The organism is Microbacterium sp. SW12, from assembly GCF_055391095.1.
Genome location: NZ_AP024335.1, coordinates 2,373,110 through 2,387,989 on the forward strand (window position 1 = coordinate 2,373,110; position 14,880 = coordinate 2,387,989).

Below are 14,880 nucleotides of genomic sequence, written 5' to 3' on the forward strand. Positions count from 1 at the left end.
TCGCGTGATCAATGGTGGCGTGTCGTGGTGGTGGCGAGACATCGGCGGTACCCCGGCCCCTCGCGCGCCGCTCCCGGGTGACCTCACGCTGGACGTCTGCATCGTCGGCGCCGGGTACACCGGAATGTGGACGGCTTACTACCTCAAGCTGGCACAACCCGACCTGCGCGTCGGCGTCATCGAGCAGAGTTTCGCGGGCTTCGGAGCGTCAGGCCGTAACGGTGGCTGGCTGACCAACTCGGTTACGGGAGACCGCTCGCAGTACGTCGCCCGCCACGGGCGGGATGCCGCGATCGCGCAGCAACGAGCACTGAACGACACCGTGAGGGAGGTCATCGAGGTCACCCGCCGCGAAGGCATCGACGCCGACATCGTGGCGGGCGGCGAGCTCGAGATCGCCCGCACCCCCGCGCAACTCGCCCGCCTCCGCAAGACTGCCGCCGAAGAACTGTCGTGGCCCCACACTGACGTGCACGAACTGGATGCCGAGGGTGCTCGCTCGCGCATCGACGTCGCGGGCGTGCTCGGTGGTCTCTGGCATCCGCACTGCGCACGCATCCACCCGGCGAAGCTCGCCGCGGGCCTTGCCGAAACGGTGGAACGGGCGGGTGTGAGGATCTTCGAGCAGACGACAGCTCGAACGATCGAGCCCGGACGCGTCGAGACTGATCTCGGCACGGTTCGCGCCGACGCCGTCATCCGCGCGACCGAAGGGTTCACCGCGGGCCTGCGTCACGAGCACCGCACGTGGCTGCCGATGAACTCGTCGATGATCGTCACCGAGCCGCTCCCGAGCGGCGTGTGGGACGCGATCGGCTGGTCGGGGCGAGAGGCCCTTGGCGACTTCGCGCATGTGTACATGTACGCACAGCGCACAGCTGATGACCGCATCGCATTCGGCGGCCGTGGGGTGCCCTACCGCTACGGATCCCGCGTCGATACTGACGGGCGCACTCAGGAACGCACGATCCGTTCGCTCACCGAGTTGTTGCACGACTTCTTCCCGGCCACGCGTGGTGTGCCGGTCGCTCATGCCTGGGCCGGTGTGCTCGGCGTACCGCGGGACTGGTCGGCGACCGTCGGCTTCGACCGCGCGACCGGGCTCGGATGGGCAGGGGGCTACGTCGGGACCGGAGTCACAGCGACAAACCTCGCCGGGCGCACGCTCGCCGACCTGCTGTTGCGCCGTCGCACCGACCTCACGCGCCTGCCGTGGGTGGATCATCGAGCCAGGCGGTGGGAGATCGAGCCGCTGCGATGGACCGCCGTCAACGCGATCTACACCGCCTACCGCGGGGCCGACCGGCTAGAGGCCCGCGGTGGATCACGCACATCTGCCCTCGCGCGGGTCGCTGACCTCATCGCCGGGCGATGAGGTCAGCCCGGCTCACTCGGGTGCGTGAGCCTCGAGGAACTCGTAGATGTCTGTCGTGTCCACACCGGGGAACGCCCCCGTAGGGAGGGTGGCAAGGAGCGTGCGCGGGGTACGCACGTTCGGCCAGGAGTGACCACGCCAGGATGACTCCAGCTCTGCCGGCGCGCGGCGACAGCACACCTCCACCGAATGGCGGGAGAGGCCACGATTGGTCGTCTCACGGCCGATGAACCACTTCGTGTCGTCGAAGCGCACGCCCACGCTGACCGAATGGAGCCCCTCGGACGAGGGCTCGACGCGCGCGGTGCACCAGTAGGTCCCGTTACCGGTGTCGGTGTACTGGAAGTACGGGTTGAACCGGTCGGGGATGTCGAACACGACGCGGCTCGTCCATTTGCGGCAGCACATCTGCCCCTCGATGGAACCGAACCGGTCGGTCGGGAAGTTCACGTCGTCGTTCTCGTAGGCCTTGGTGATCGTGCCCGACTCATGGACCTTCAGAAAGTGCACCGGAAGATCGAGGTGAACCGTCGCGAGGTTCGTGAATCGGTGAGCTGCCGTCTCGTACGAGACCGAGTACGCGTCACGCAGGTCTTCGATGGACAGCGCGCGGCGAGCCTTGGCTTCCTGCAGAAACGGCACGGCGTCGGCCTCCGGCATGAGGAGCGCCCCCGTCAGATAGTTGATCTCGACGCGCTGTCGCAGGAAGTCACCGTAGCTGGCGGGCTCAGCATGGCTCAGGATGCGGCTAGCCAGTGACTGCAGCACCGCAGTGCGGGCATCGCGCTTGCTGGCGATCGTGCTCGAGAGGTACAGCCTGCCGTGCTTGAGGTCCAGGACGCTGCGCGTGGTCAGCGGGACATCCGAGACGTAATGGATCGTGAAGCCGAGGTGGGCCGCGATATCGGATGCCGTGCGCTGCGTGAGCGGGCCACCGGTGTGTCCGACGGCGGCCAACAGGTCGCGGGCGTGAGCCTCGAGGTCGGCGAAATAGTTCTGCTGACTGGTCATAAGGCGGCGTAGGGACAGGTTCGCGCGGCGCGCCACTTCCGGAGTGGCTGCCCGTTCGTCTCGCAGCCGCTCGATCTCGCCCTGCAACGCAAGCATCGCCGCGAGCACCTCATCGGGGAGTGAGCGACCGATGCGAAACGGGGAGATTCCGAGTGCCTGGAAGGTCGGCCCCCGCATCGCCCGCTCGAGGGAGACCTCCATCGTCGCGCGCTCGTCCAGCGGCTCTGACTCCAGCAGGGCGTCCAGATCCGTTCCGAGCGCGCGCGCGATGGTGCGTAGCAGCGTGAGCTTGGGCTCTCGCTTTCCGTTCTCGATCATCGACAACTGGCTCGGAGCACGGTCGACCGCCGCCGCCAGGTCGTCGAGGGTCATCCGCCGCTCGGTGCGCAACTGGCGGATGCGCCTGCCGATGGTGAGTGTGTCGATGACATCGTCGTCATCCGTTGTCATCGCCGGGAGCGACTCTTCCGGCGCTGTGAGGCTCGTCATAGCGCCGATTCTGTCACAGAAGCGGAATTTCGTGTGATCTTCACAACCGATCTGGTCAGGTTGGCGCCAAAACTTCACGGAGAGTAGGTGCACGACGACCAACCAGGCGTCGATCCACCGGATGAGAAGCCGGCGGATGAGAGACCAGACAGGACGGATGCGCCATGACTGCAACCACCACCCCGATGCCCGCCCGGACGGCCCCCGTGCCGACCTCGAGCGCCGCGGCGGTGCTCGAGGTCGTCGGCCCGATCCGCGATCGCTACGACGAGATCCTCACACCCGACGCGCTCGCGTTCCTCACTGAGCTGCATTCTCGATTCTCGGCCCGCCGTCACGATCGCCTCGCCGACCGGATGCGGCGCCGGTTCGAGATCGGCAACGGCCACGACCCGCAGTTCCGCGACGACACCGCGCACATCCGCCACGACGACGAGTGGCGGGTGGCCGGCGCCGGCCCCGGCCTCGAGGACCGGCGCGTGGAGATCACCGGCCCCACCGACCCGAAGATGACGATCAACGCTTTGAACTCGGGAGCGAAGGTGTGGCTCGCCGACCAGGAAGACGCGACCAGCCCCACCTGGAAGAACGTGATCGAGGGGCAGCTGAGCCTGTACGACGCCATTCGCGGCCAGCTGCAGTTCACGAGCCCTGAAGGTAAGAGCTACGAGGTCACCGCCGAACAGACCCCGACGATCGTGATGCGCCCGCGGGGGTGGCACCTCGTCGAGAAGCACCTGCGCTACACCGACCGCACCGGACGCACGATGGATGCCTCGGGCTCGCTCGTGGACTTCGGGCTCTACTTCTTCCACAACGCGAAGCAGCTGATCGAGAACGGAGTGGGTCCCTACTTCTACATCGCCAAGCTCGAGTCCGCGGAGGAAGCCAAGCTCTGGGACGACGTGTTCACCTTCAGTGAGCGCTACCTCGGCATCGAGCACGGCACGATCCGCGCCACGGTGCTGATCGAGACCCTGCCCGCCGCCTTCGAGATGGAGGAGATCCTCTTCGAGATGCGGGACCACGTCGCGGGCCTGAATGCCGGCCGCTGGGACTACATCTTCTCGATCATCAAGAACTACCGCGGCCGCGGGGCGCGGTTCGTGCTGCCCGACCGCAGCGAAGTGACAATGACGGTGCCGTTCATGCGGGCCTACACCGAACTGCTCGTGAAGACCTGCCACAAGCGGGGTGCCTTCGCGATCGGCGGCATGAGTGCCTTCATCCCCAACCGCCGCGATCCCGAGGTGACCGAGCGTGCCTTTGAGAAGGTGGCAGCCGACAAGAAGCGGGAGGCCGGCGACGGGTTCGATGGCACGTGGGTGGCCCATCCCGACCTGATCCCGGTGGCGCGCGCGGAGTTCGACGCGGTCCTCGGCGACCGACCCAACCAGCTCGACCGGCAGCGACCCGACGTGTCGGTGCGCGCCGCAGATCTCATCGATGTGCACATCGGTCGCCCCATCACGGCATCCGGCGTCTACGGCAACGTGTCTGTCGGCATCCGGTACATCGAAGCGTGGCTCCGAGGCCTCGGAGCCGTGGCGATCGACAACCTCATGGAGGACGCCGCGACCGCCGAGATTAGCCGCTCCCAGATCTGGCAGTGGATCCACCAGGACCGGACCACTGAGGACGGCACGCCCATCACCCGTGAGTACGTCGAGGGGCTGATCTCCCAGGTGCTGGGCGAGGTGTCGCGCTTCGAGGGCGACCGGTTCGACGACGCTGCAGCGATCTTCCGCGAAGTCGCGCTCGGAACCGAGTTCCCCGCCTTCCTCACCCTCCCCGCCTACTCGCGCTACCTGGTCGAGACCGACTGATCGCGCCCGAGACCCACGACGAAGGACATGACATGACCACCTACCAGGACGACATCGCCGCCATCCGGGACCTCAAGCAGCAGCACGGTCCCGCCTGGGACGCCATCAACCCCGAGTCCGTCGCACGGATGCGGGCGCAGAACCGGTTCCGCACCGGGCTCGAGATCGCGCAGTACACCGCCGACATCATGCGCCGCGACATGGCCGAGTACGACGCCGACTCCTCGCTGTACACGCAGTCACTCGGGGTCTGGCACGGCTTCATCGGCCAGCAGAAGCTGATCTCGATCAAAAAGCACCTGAAGAGTACGAACAAGCGCTACCTCTACCTCTCGGGGTGGATGGTCGCGGCGCTCCGCTCGGAGTTCGGGCCGCTGCCTGACCAGTCCATGCATGAGAAGACCGCGGTACCGGCGCTCATCGAGGAGCTCTACACGTTCCTGCGCCAGGCCGATGCTCGCGAGCTGGACCTGCTGTTCACGAAGCTGGATGCCGCACGGGCAGCGGGCGACGAGACCGCGGCCGAGTTCATTCAGTCCCAGATCGACAACCACGAGACCCACGTGGTGCCGATCATCGCCGACATCGATGCGGGCTTCGGTAACCCCGAGGCCACCTACCTGCTGGCCAAGAAGATGATCGAGGCAGGCGCCTGCGCCATCCAGATCGAAAACCAGGTCTCGGACGAGAAGCAGTGCGGTCACCAGGACGGCAAAGTCACCGTTCCCCACGAGGACTTCATTGCGAAGCTCACCGCGGTGCGCTATGCGTTCCTCGAACTCGGGATCGACAACGGCATCATCGTTGCCCGCACTGACTCGCTCGGCGCGGGTCTCACGCAGAAGCTCGCTGTCACTCACGAACCCGGGGACCTCGGCGACAAGTACAACTCGTTTCTGGACGTCGAGGAGATCTCGGATGCCGACCTCGGCAACGGCGATGTCGTCATCAAGCGCGACGGCAAGCTGCTGCGTCCCAAGCGGCTGGCGAGCAACCTGTACCAGTTCCGTCCCGGGACCGGCGAAGAACGGTGCGTGCTCGACTGCATCACGTCGCTGCGAAATGGCGCTGATCTGCTATGGATCGAGACCGAGAAGCCGCACGTGGAGCAGATCGCCGGGATGGTGGATGCAATCCGCGAGGAGATCCCGAACGCGAAGCTCGTGTACAACAACAGCCCCTCGTTCAACTGGACACTGAACTTCCGTCAGCAGGCCTACGACGCCCTCGCCGCGGAGGGGAAGGATGTCTCGGCATACGATCGCGCCGATCTCATGAGCGTCGAGTACGACGACACGGAGCTCGCGCGGCTGGCCGACGAGAAGATCCGCACCTTCCAGCGCGACGGCTCGGCCCGGGCAGGGATCTTCCACCACCTCATCACGCTGCCGACCTACCATACGGCGGCACTGTCGACCGATGACCTCTCAAAGGGGTACTTCGGCGACGAGGGGATGCTCGCCTACGTGCGGGGTGTGCAGCGCCGCGAGATCCGCGAGGGCATCGCTACCGTCAAGCACCAGAACATGGCAGGAAGCGACATCGGCGACAACCACAAGGAGTACTTCGCCGGTGACGCTGCCCTCAAGGCCGGAGGTCAGCACAACACGATGAACCAGTTCAGCTGATCATCGACCAGACACGGATGCCCCGGACGACATCGTCCGGGGCATCCGTCGTGCCCTGGCCCGTCGTCCCGCAGCGCAGGACGGGTCAGGCGATTTCGCCCGCGGCCACGACCTCCGCCAGGCCCGCAACGCGTGAAAGGTGATAGACCCCGTAGGCGTCTGCTTCACGGATGCGGCGCGCGTCGGTATCCGTCTGGGTGTCGTGCGCGAGCGTTGCCGCGAGCATCCGGGCGTGCATGAGCCCACCGGCGAGGAATCCGAGGAGCATGAGGTACGGGACGCTGACGGCATATGCGTCGCGGGTCGTCCCGAACGCGATCAGCCGGGCTGTAGCCTCTTCGGCCGCCGCGCGGGCACTTTCGAGCCGGCTCGCGGTGCGCGCCGCTACCGGGTGGTCGAACGCCTCAAGCGCGGCGATAGCCTCGGCGACCTCCTGGAGCACTCGCGCGACAGTCGTGCCGCCGTCTCGAATGACCTTGCGGCCGATGAGGTCGTTGGACTGGATGGCCGTCGTGCCCTCATAGATCGGCATGATGCGGGCGTCGCGGTAGTGCTGCGGGGCCCCGGATTCCTCGATGAAGCCCATGCCACCGTGCACCTGGATCGCATCGGACGTGATCCGCAGTGCCTCTTCGGTGGTCCATCCCTTGAAGATCGGGACGAACAGTTCGGCAAGACGGATGCCGTCAGCATCCGTGGCCCGGTCGAACAGGTCGCCGACGTACACACCGAGGGCGCGCATCGCGGCGATTTCGCTCGCCATCGACAGCAGCAGGCGCCGCACATCGGGGTGCTCCGCGATCGGGGTTCCGTCGGGTCGGTCCAGCACCGCACCCTGCATGCGCTCTTCGGCATACGCTCGCGCGCGCTGGTAGGCGCGGTCGCTGATGCCGGTGGCTTGCAGGCCCATGCCGACCCGCGCCGAGTTCATCATGACGAACATGCCGGCAAGGCCCCCGTGGAGCTCGCCCACGAGGAAACCGGTCGCTCCCTCGTACTCAAGCACGCAGGTCGGGCTCCCGTGGATGCCGAGCTTGTGCTCGACCGAGACGGTCGTGATCGCGTTGCGTTCCCCGGGGTTGCCTGACGCGTCGGGCAGGAACTTCGGGGCGACGAACAGCGAGATCCCCTTCGATCCCTCAGGGGCATCTGGTGTGCGGGCGAGGACGAGGTGGACGATGTTCTCGGCGACATCGTGGTCGCCCCACGTGATGAAGATCTTCTGACCCTTGATCGACCACGTGCCGTCGCCGTTCGGGGTCGCCATGGTGCGGATCGCGCCGAGGTCGGTGCCCGCCTGCGGCTCGGTGAGGTTCATCGTGCCGGTCCACTCGCCGCTGACGAGCCGCGTGAGGTATTGCTCGCGCAGATCGTCGGAGGCATAAGCGTCCAGGGCGTGGATCGCACCGGTGTTGAGGGCACTGCAGAGTGCGAACGAGGTATTGGCGGCGTTCCACATCTCACCGAGGCCCGCCTGCACGAGCGCGGGAAGCCCGTCCCCGCCCGCTGATTCGGGAGCCTCAGCGGTGACCCAGCCTGCGTCGACGATGGCACGATAGGCCTCCGGAAACCCCGTGGGCGTCTTAGCCTGACCGTCGACCACCGTCACTCCCTCGCGGTCGCCGGAGGCGTTCAGCGGTGCGAGGACCTCTGCGGCGAGCTCCCCTGCCGCAGAAAGTGCGTCAACGGCATCTTCTGCGGAGAGCGCACCGTCTGTGGCCCGGGCCACGACGTCGGTGCCGAACGCCTCGGCGAACAGGAACGCGTAGTCATCGATGGGAGGAACGTAGGCGGAGGTGTCAGCCATGACGAACTCGCTTTCAAGAGGTGGGACTGCGACTCATCATAGATGACACTGCGTCTCACGGCGCGTGCAGCATCCGTCTCCCCCTCTCTGCCGAACCCACACCCTCTGCGCTGAACCCACACCTTTCAGCCCGCGAATCGTGTGGGCTCGCGCCGGACTCTGTGGGTTCAGCGACGGTGGCTGGGGGCTAGAGGATGCCGCGCTCCAGGGCTACCGTCACCGCGTGGGTGCGATCGGCGACCTCAAGCTTGTCGAAGACCTTCAGCAGGTGGGTTTTCACCGTCGACTCACCGATGCCGAGGTCGAGGCCGATGAGCTTGTTGCTGCGGCCCCGGGCTACCAGACGCAGCACCTCGATCTCGCGCGGAGTCAGGGTCACGGATGCCGCGGGCTCACGCATCCGTAACACCAGTCGGGCCGCAACCGCCGGGGAGAGCGCCGTCTGCCCGGCTGCGACAGACCGGATGCCGGCGATGATCTCGTCCTGCGGGGCTGCCTTGAGGAGATAGCCCGCCGCCCCAGCTTCGATCGCCGCGAGAATCTGGTCGTCGCTCTCGTAGGTCGTGAGAATCAGCACGCGCGGGGCATCGTCGCCCATGGCGACAATGCTCGCTGTGGCAGCGACGCCGTCGAGCACTGGCATCCGCAGGTCCATGAGCACGACATCCGGCTTCTCGCGCGCCACGAGCTCGACTGCCTGCGCGCCGTCGGTCGCTTGCCCGACGACGTCGAAGCCTTCCTCGTCCGCGAAAAGACCGGCAAGCCCGGCACGGACGACGGGATGGTCATCGGCGATCAGCAGCCGGATCATGCGGCAACTCCTGCACGCGGCAGCAGAATCGTGAGGACCGAGCCGCGGCCGGGGACCGAGTCGACCTCAACGGATCCTCCGGCGAGTGTTGCACGGTCGCTGATGCCGTCGAGTCCGAATCCGGTGCGGGCAGCTGAGGGGTCGAATCCGACTCCGTCGTCGCGGACGGTCATCCCAATCCCCTCGCCGTGGGGCGCGACGGTCACGACCACTAATGTCGCCCGCGCGTGCTTGCGCACGTTAGCGAGTGCCTCCTGCAGGCAGCGCAGCAGCACGACCTGCTGTTCGCGATCGAGATCCACACCGGCCGCGACCTCGACGTCGATCGCGAGACCGACCTCCGCACGGAAGCGCGCGGCGAGACGTTCGATCGCTGCCGCGAGAGCATCATCGGCGGGGACCGCTGCCATCCGCGCCACGAGCGCGCGAGACTCGGCGAGCGCCTCGCGCGCGGTCTGCTCGATCGTCGCGATCGCCTCGGCAGCGGCATCGGTTCGCCCGTCCCGCGCCTGCCTGCCCGCCCGCTCGCTCAACAGCACCAGGCCCGCAAGAGTCTGGGCCAGAGTGTCGTGGATGTCGCGAGCGATGCGCTCCCGCTCCTCTGCCGCGCCCCGATCGCGGCTAAGCGCCTCGACCTGCGACTGCGCTTCGGTCAGCTCGGTCACCAGACGCGCCCGCTCCTCGCCATACTCGGCGATGCTCGAGATCCACAGGCCTAGGGCGGTTGCAAACACGACGGCAAGGCCCCCCGAGAGGATGCCTTCCCAGAGCGACTCGATCGTGAAGCCGCCGTGAGCCACGAATCCGATGAAGACACCGAAACCAATCGCGACGGATCCGAGCACGCCTCCTCGTCGGGTGTCGACCGAGACCCAGACGAGCGGATAGGCCAAGGTCTGCAGCATCGCGATGAACGGGGCAGCGGCGACGCCCACTCCGATCGAGATGGCCAACAGGATGACGAACACAACAGCAAGCGGCGTGCTGCCACCCTGGCGTAGCCGCCGCCCGAATCCGAAGTACGCGACGATCAGAAGCGCCGCGGAGGCCGCCACCAGCGCCCGGCCCAGGACATCGAGGTCCGACAGGATCAGGACGGGGGCGACGATGGCTGCCGCCACGATCGGGACCACAGCATCCCACCATCGCGATTCGCTCATCATCGCCCCCTCTCCTGCGTCACGCGTGACCGCCCCAGGCTACGCGTCGCGTCGGATCCACCGGAAGGTGAGCCGGCTGATGACGAGGCCCACGACGAGCCAGATGAGCAGAGCGATCGCAACGCCGCCGAGCTCCCAGGCGCCACTCTGCTCGAGAGTCGCGTATTCCGGCGGCAGGAAGACCGCACGCATGCCCTTCGCCATCCACGCCAGGGGGAAGAGGTTCGCAACGTTCTGCAGCCACTCCGGTAGCAGCCAGAAGAACAGGTAGACGCCCGAGATGAACTGCAGCACGAGCGCCACCGGGATCACGACCGCCGACGCACTGCGGGCGCTGCGAGGGATGGCCGAGATGGCGATTCCGAGGAACGCGGATGTCGCCAAGCCCAGGACGAACACCCACACGAAGGTGAGCCACGACTCGGCATCGGAGGGAAGCGGCACGCCCAGCACGAGCCCCGCGAACGCGAGCAGCACCGCTGCCTGCACGGTGCCGGTGACCAGTACCTGACCGATCTTGCCGATGAAATAGCTCACGGGCGACAGCGGTGTGCCACCGAGCCGCTTGAGGGTGCCGTCATGCCGCTCGAGCGCGATGTCGATCGCCAGGTTCTGCAAGCCCGACAGCAGGACCCCCGCGGCGAGCATGCCGGGGAGGTACATCTGAGCCGCCGAGAGGGCCGGCAGCCCTTGCCCGTAACTCTGCTCGCCGTCACCGCCGAAGACGGTGCTGAACAGGGCGAGCATGAGGATCGGGAAGAGGAATGTGAAGAAGATCGTCTCGGGCGAGCGCGTATAGCCGCGGATCTCGAACCCGGTACGACGGATGCCGTGGCGCAGCGCGTGCGTCGGGCTGAGGCGGGATGGGGGAAAGGCGATAGCGGTCATGACAGGGTCTCCGGAATCGAGGAGGACGGCGCGGCAACTGTCTCGCCCGGCACGGCTGCGCCCTCCGGGTCGACCATGCCGAGGTAGATGTCTTCGAGGGTGGGGCGGCGGATCTCAAGCTCCTCGGGTTCGCCGCCCAGGCGCTCGGCGAGCGAACGGGCGAAGGCCCAGGGCTCTGGGGTGCGCTCGGTGTGCAGCGTCCCACCTTCGCGCCAGGTGACGCGCGGCATCCGGGCGTCTTCACCCCCGAACGTGGCGATGGGTCCGATCGCCTGGAGCACGCCCCGATCGATTACTGCAACCCGATCGGCCAGCTGCGCAGCCTCATCGAGGTAGTGGGTGGTGAGCAGGATCGTTGTGCCTTCGCCCTGAAGCCTGCGGATGAGACTCCAGAACTCCCGACGCGCCTGCGGGTCGAACCCGGTGGTCGGCTCATCGAGGAAGAGGAGTTCGGGGTTCCCGATGATGCCGAGGGCGACATCGACGCGGCGTTGCTGGCCGCCGGAGAGTTTGGCGATGCGCGTGTTCGCCTTCTCCTCCAGCCCTACAGCCGCGATCACCTCCTCCACGTCCCGCGGCCGCGGGTAGTAGCCGGCGAACTGGCGCAGCTGCTCGCGCACCGTGAAGGCGCCGGCCTGGCCGGTAGTCTGCAGCACGATGCCCAGACGTGCCTTCCACGCCAGACCCCCATGTCCGGGGTCATCTCCGAGCACCGACACCTCGCCACTTGTGCGGCGGCGATACCCTTCGAGGATTTCGACGGTGGTGGACTTGCCGGCGCCGTTGGGGCCCAGCAGGGCAAAGGTCTCACCGCGAACGATGTCGAACGACACGTCGTCGACGGCAGCTCGCGATCCGTAGGTCTTGCGCAGGTTCCGCACCCGCACCGCATCGTTTTCCATGCTTCCAGCGTGCCGCGGCGAGACAGGAGGCGACAGCGGCCGTTGGGTTGGTGCGGCATCCCCCATTCGGTGGATGCCGCACCTCAGCCCCGGCGCGCGAGATTCAGCGAACCTCGGTCAGCGCATCCTCGTGGATGACGGCGAGAATGCGGGAGATGGGATCGTGATCCGCACCCAGAACACTGCCGATGGCCGCACTCTGGTGTGCGAAGCGCAGATCAGCAAGCACTGTCCCTACAGCCTGCGCGATCCGCTCCGGCGAAGGGGTTCCCGTTCGCAGGTCCACTCCCATGCCGGCCCACGCGACGCGCGCCGCAACCTCGGGCTTATCTTCGGTCGCCCCCGCGACGACGAGCGGGACGCCGTGACGGGCGGCCAATTGAACGCCTCCGAAGCCTCCGTTGGTGACCATGACAGAAGTCCGCGACAACAGCGCACCGTAGGGAAGGTAGCGTGCGACCCTCACGTTGGCGGGCAGTCGCCCCTCTGGGAAGAGATCGGTGAGGCTCTCGACGTCCCGACCTCCGGTCGAGGCGACGACGGTGACGGGTTCGTCCGCGAGCGCACGTATAGTCGGGGCCACAAGGCGCTCGAAGTCGAGGTTGTCGATCGTTCCCTGGGTGACGTGCACGATCGGACGCTCACCCACCTGATCCCACCAGTCCGGCAGCTCGGTGCCGCTGCTGGACGCTGGAAGCGGTCCGAGAAACTCGATGCGATCGGTGAGTTCGCGGCGCGGATACTCCAGACCGGGAAGGGTCAGTTGGAAGACCCCATCGTATGAGAGCGCCGCGTCGAAGATCCAGGCACCCTGTGTCACTCCGCACTCTGCCAGCGCCTGGTTCAGCGCGGTGACCACGGGCCGGAAGGCGCCGCGGTGGACGAAGGCGTTGAGCGCCCGATTCCGCAGCGATCCCAGCGCGCCGGGCCGCGGCGGCAGGGCCAACCCGAACGGAGCGGTGTCGACGCTATCGATCGTGACCGGCACGGAGGAGATCCCGTAGACGGGCGGGCGGCGGTGTCGAGGCGTCGTCAGCAGGTAGGGCAAAGTCCCACCGAACACAAGCTCGGTGATGACCGCGTCGAACGACTCCGTCGCAAGGGCCGACCTCAGTGCGCGGTACTGCGCTGGCACCACGCTCATGAATATCCCGATGAGGTCGTGACGGAGTGCTGCGATACCGCGCTTGTCGGCCCGTCCGGGCAGGAAAGCGTCGAGGTCCGCGTCGTCGAAGTCGACGGCGGCCGGAAGCGGCAAGAACCGAGCTCCAGCCGCCTCCACGCGGCCGCGGTACTTCTGGCCGGCGAGGACGCAGATGTCGTGGCCGCGAGAAGCGAGACCCTCAGCAACCCCGAGGATCGAGAGAATGTGGCCATGGATGGGCGGCGAGGCCAGCAGGAGCTTCATTTGGCATCCTCCGCCCGGAGCACGGGGTGGTTACCGCGAATGAGATCGGTCACGATCGAACCGGCGCGCCCGCCCGACATCGTTCCCCTCATGATCACCGCATACTGCCTGACGCCGCGGGAGACGAAGATCGTGCAAGCGATGACGCGCGGGGAAGCTACGCAGGCGATCGCTCAGTCATTGCACCTGTCTCCGTACACCGTGCAGGACCACTTTCAGGCGATCTTCGCGAAACTCGGCGTCTCGTCGCGCCGCGAAGTGGCGTCGCGCCTGTTCACGCTGTTGTACGCGGACGCGCAGCTCGACTGACCGCCGCGCCTCTGTGCTGACGGTCAGGTCGACGCCGACTACGCTTTTGACCGTGACCGAACGTGCTCCCCTGTCTCGCAAACTGTCCGCCATCGCCGAGTCCGCGACCCTCAAGGTCGATGCGAAGGCGAAGGCGCTGCAGGCTGCAGGGCGGCCGGTGATCAGCTACGCCGCGGGAGAGCCGGATTTCGCGACGCCGCAGTTCGTCGTGGATGCCGCAGCCAAAGCGCTGAAGGACGCCAAGAACTTCCGTTATACGCCGGCTGCCGGCCTCCCGGACCTGCGTGAGGCGATCGCAGAGAAGACCCGCCGCGACTCGGGGCTGGAGGTCGCGGCATCCCAGGTGATCGTGACCAACGGCGGCAAGCAGGCCGTCTACCAGGCCTTCCAGGCTGTCGTGAACCCGGGCGATGAGGTGCTCCTCCCGGCGCCGTACTGGACCACGTACCCCGAAGCGATCCAGCTCGCTGACGGCATCCCGGTCGAGGTGTTCGCCGGGGCCGACCAGGACTACAAGGTAACTGTCGAGCAGCTCGAAGCGGCACGTACCGACCGCACGACAACGCTCGTGTTCGTCTCGCCGTCCAACCCCACCGGTGCCGTGTACACCGAGGAGGAGACCCGCGCGATCGGCGAATGGGCCCTTGAGCACGGCATTTGGGTCATCACCGATGAGATCTATCAGCACCTCGTCTATGACGGGGCCACGGCGGTCTCGATCGTGCGGGCAGTGCCGGAGCTTGCGGGGCAGACGATCCTCGTGAACGGGGTCGCGAAGACGTATGCCATGACGGGATGGCGTGTGGGGTGGATGACGGGGCCCGCCGACGCGATGAAGCTGGCGGCGAACCTGCAGTCGCACCTGACGAGCAACGTCAACAACATCGCGCAGCGGGCGGCGGTCGCAGCTCTGACCGGGCCCCAGGATGAAGCCGAGCGGATGCGGCAAGCCTTCGACCGTCGTCGTCGTGTGATCGTCGAGGAGCTGGCCAAGATCCCCGGTGTCACCGTTCCGACGCCCCTCGGCGCGTTCTACGCGTATCCCGACGTGCAGGGTCTGCTCGGGCGCGAGTGGCGCGGTAAGCGCGTCGAGACGTCGCTGGAGCTCGCTGATCTCATCCTCGATGAGATCGAAGTCGCCGTTGTTCCCGGCGAGGCTTTCGGCCCGAGCGGGTACCTTCGCATGTCGTACGCACTCGGCGATGACGCACTGCTGGAGGGCGTGCGGCGGATGCAGGGCCTGTTCTCCTAGAGCCCGCCCGAGCC

At 66.9% G+C, this 14,880-nt stretch carries 12 protein-coding genes; 5 read left to right on the forward strand and 7 right to left on the reverse strand.

Annotated elements, in window-relative coordinates; translation table 11 throughout:
* Positions 1–4 precede the first annotated feature (4 nt).
* Positions 5–1,375, forward strand: a complete 1,371-nt coding sequence (locus MICSW_RS12015) for an NAD(P)/FAD-dependent oxidoreductase (RefSeq protein WP_292732771.1) — start codon at positions 5–7, stop codon at positions 1,373–1,375.
* Positions 1,376–1,387: 12 nt separating this feature from the next.
* On the opposite strand, the gene MICSW_RS12020 is transcribed toward MICSW_RS12015, so the two are convergent.
* Positions 1,388–2,836 (reverse strand): helix-turn-helix transcriptional regulator, encoded by a 1,449-nt coding sequence (locus MICSW_RS12020; protein WP_292732802.1) that lies wholly within the window; start codon positions 2,834–2,836, stop codon positions 1,388–1,390.
* Between the two features lie 203 nt (positions 2,837–3,039).
* On the opposite strand from MICSW_RS12020, the gene aceB reads away from it, so the two are divergent.
* Together aceB and MICSW_RS12030 are read left to right on the forward strand one after the other, a co-directional pair.
* Positions 3,040–4,701 (forward strand): malate synthase A, encoded by a 1,662-nt coding sequence (gene aceB, locus MICSW_RS12025; protein ID WP_374198012.1) that lies wholly within the window; start codon positions 3,040–3,042, stop codon positions 4,699–4,701.
* Between the two features lie 32 nt (positions 4,702–4,733).
* Positions 4,734–6,329, forward strand: a complete 1,596-nt coding sequence (locus tag MICSW_RS12030; protein ID WP_228177930.1) for an isocitrate lyase — start codon at positions 4,734–4,736, stop codon at positions 6,327–6,329.
* Positions 6,330–6,414: 85 nt separating this feature from the next.
* Here the strand turns inward: MICSW_RS12030 and MICSW_RS12035 are convergent, their stop codons facing one another.
* From MICSW_RS12035 to MICSW_RS12060, 6 genes are all read right to left on the reverse strand, one after another.
* The gene (locus tag MICSW_RS12035; protein ID WP_292727853.1) at positions 6,415–8,136 is read right to left on the reverse strand and encodes an acyl-CoA dehydrogenase; all 1,722 of its coding nucleotides are present in this window, start codon (positions 8,134–8,136) and stop codon (positions 6,415–6,417) included.
* Positions 8,137–8,323: 187 nt separating this feature from the next.
* The gene (locus MICSW_RS12040) at positions 8,324–8,947 is read right to left on the reverse strand and encodes a response regulator (protein WP_228177928.1); all 624 of its coding nucleotides are present in this window, start codon (positions 8,945–8,947) and stop codon (positions 8,324–8,326) included.
* Positions 8,944–10,107, reverse strand: coding sequence for a sensor histidine kinase (locus MICSW_RS12045; protein ID WP_464496002.1), 1,164 nt, complete (start codon positions 10,105–10,107; stop codon positions 8,944–8,946). The genes MICSW_RS12040 and MICSW_RS12045 overlap by 4 nt, the downstream gene beginning before the upstream one ends.
* Before the next feature lie 39 nt (positions 10,108–10,146).
* Positions 10,147–10,995, reverse strand: a complete 849-nt coding sequence (locus MICSW_RS12050) for an ABC transporter permease (protein ID WP_464496003.1) — start codon at positions 10,993–10,995, stop codon at positions 10,147–10,149.
* Positions 10,992–11,897 carry an ABC transporter ATP-binding protein gene (locus MICSW_RS12055; RefSeq protein ID WP_228177925.1) on the reverse strand — a complete coding sequence of 302 codons (906 nt, stop codon included), beginning with the start codon at positions 11,895–11,897 and terminating at the stop codon, positions 10,992–10,994. The genes MICSW_RS12050 and MICSW_RS12055 overlap by 4 nt, the downstream gene beginning before the upstream one ends.
* Positions 11,898–12,000: 103 nt before the next feature.
* Entirely contained in the window at positions 12,001–13,305 is a 1,305-nt protein-coding gene (locus tag MICSW_RS12060) for a nucleotide disphospho-sugar-binding domain-containing protein (protein ID WP_464496004.1), read from the reverse strand.
* A gap of 90 nt (positions 13,306–13,395) precedes the next feature.
* On the opposite strand from MICSW_RS12060, the gene MICSW_RS12065 reads away from it, so the two are divergent.
* The gene (locus MICSW_RS12065; protein ID WP_464496005.1) at positions 13,396–13,614 is read left to right on the forward strand and encodes a response regulator transcription factor; all 219 of its coding nucleotides are present in this window, start codon (positions 13,396–13,398) and stop codon (positions 13,612–13,614) included.
* A 52-nt stretch (positions 13,615–13,666) separates the two neighbouring features.
* Complete coding sequence (locus tag MICSW_RS12070) at positions 13,667–14,866, forward strand: pyridoxal phosphate-dependent aminotransferase (protein WP_292730016.1); 1,200 nt, start codon at positions 13,667–13,669, stop codon at positions 14,864–14,866.
* The last annotated feature ends 14 nt before the right edge of the window (positions 14,867–14,880 follow it).

Excerpts from the sequence above, each read along its gene's own strand:
- MICSW_RS12020 (WP_292732802.1), bottom strand. The coding sequence starts at position 2,836 with ATGACAACGGATGACGACGATGTCATCGACACACTCACCATCGGCAGG.
- aceB (WP_374198012.1), top strand. The coding sequence starts at position 3,040 with ATGACTGCAACCACCACCCCGATGCCCGCCCGGACGGCCCCCGTGCCG.
- MICSW_RS12030 (WP_228177930.1), top strand. The coding sequence starts at position 4,734 with ATGACCACCTACCAGGACGACATCGCCGCCATCCGGGACCTCAAGCAG.
- MICSW_RS12035 (WP_292727853.1), bottom strand. The coding sequence starts at position 8,136 with ATGGCTGACACCTCCGCCTACGTTCCTCCCATCGATGACTACGCGTTC.
- MICSW_RS12040 (WP_228177928.1), bottom strand. The coding sequence starts at position 8,947 with ATGATCCGGCTGCTGATCGCCGATGACCATCCCGTCGTCCGTGCCGGG.
- MICSW_RS12045 (WP_464496002.1), bottom strand. The coding sequence starts at position 10,107 with ATGAGCGAATCGCGATGGTGGGATGCTGTGGTCCCGATCGTGGCGGCA.
- MICSW_RS12050 (WP_464496003.1), bottom strand. The coding sequence starts at position 10,995 with ATGACCGCTATCGCCTTTCCCCCATCCCGCCTCAGCCCGACGCACGCG.
- MICSW_RS12055 (WP_228177925.1), bottom strand. The coding sequence starts at position 11,897 with ATGGAAAACGATGCGGTGCGGGTGCGGAACCTGCGCAAGACCTACGGA.
- MICSW_RS12060 (WP_464496004.1), bottom strand. The coding sequence starts at position 13,305 with ATGAAGCTCCTGCTGGCCTCGCCGCCCATCCATGGCCACATTCTCTCG.
- MICSW_RS12065 (WP_464496005.1), top strand. The coding sequence starts at position 13,396 with ATGATCACCGCATACTGCCTGACGCCGCGGGAGACGAAGATCGTGCAA.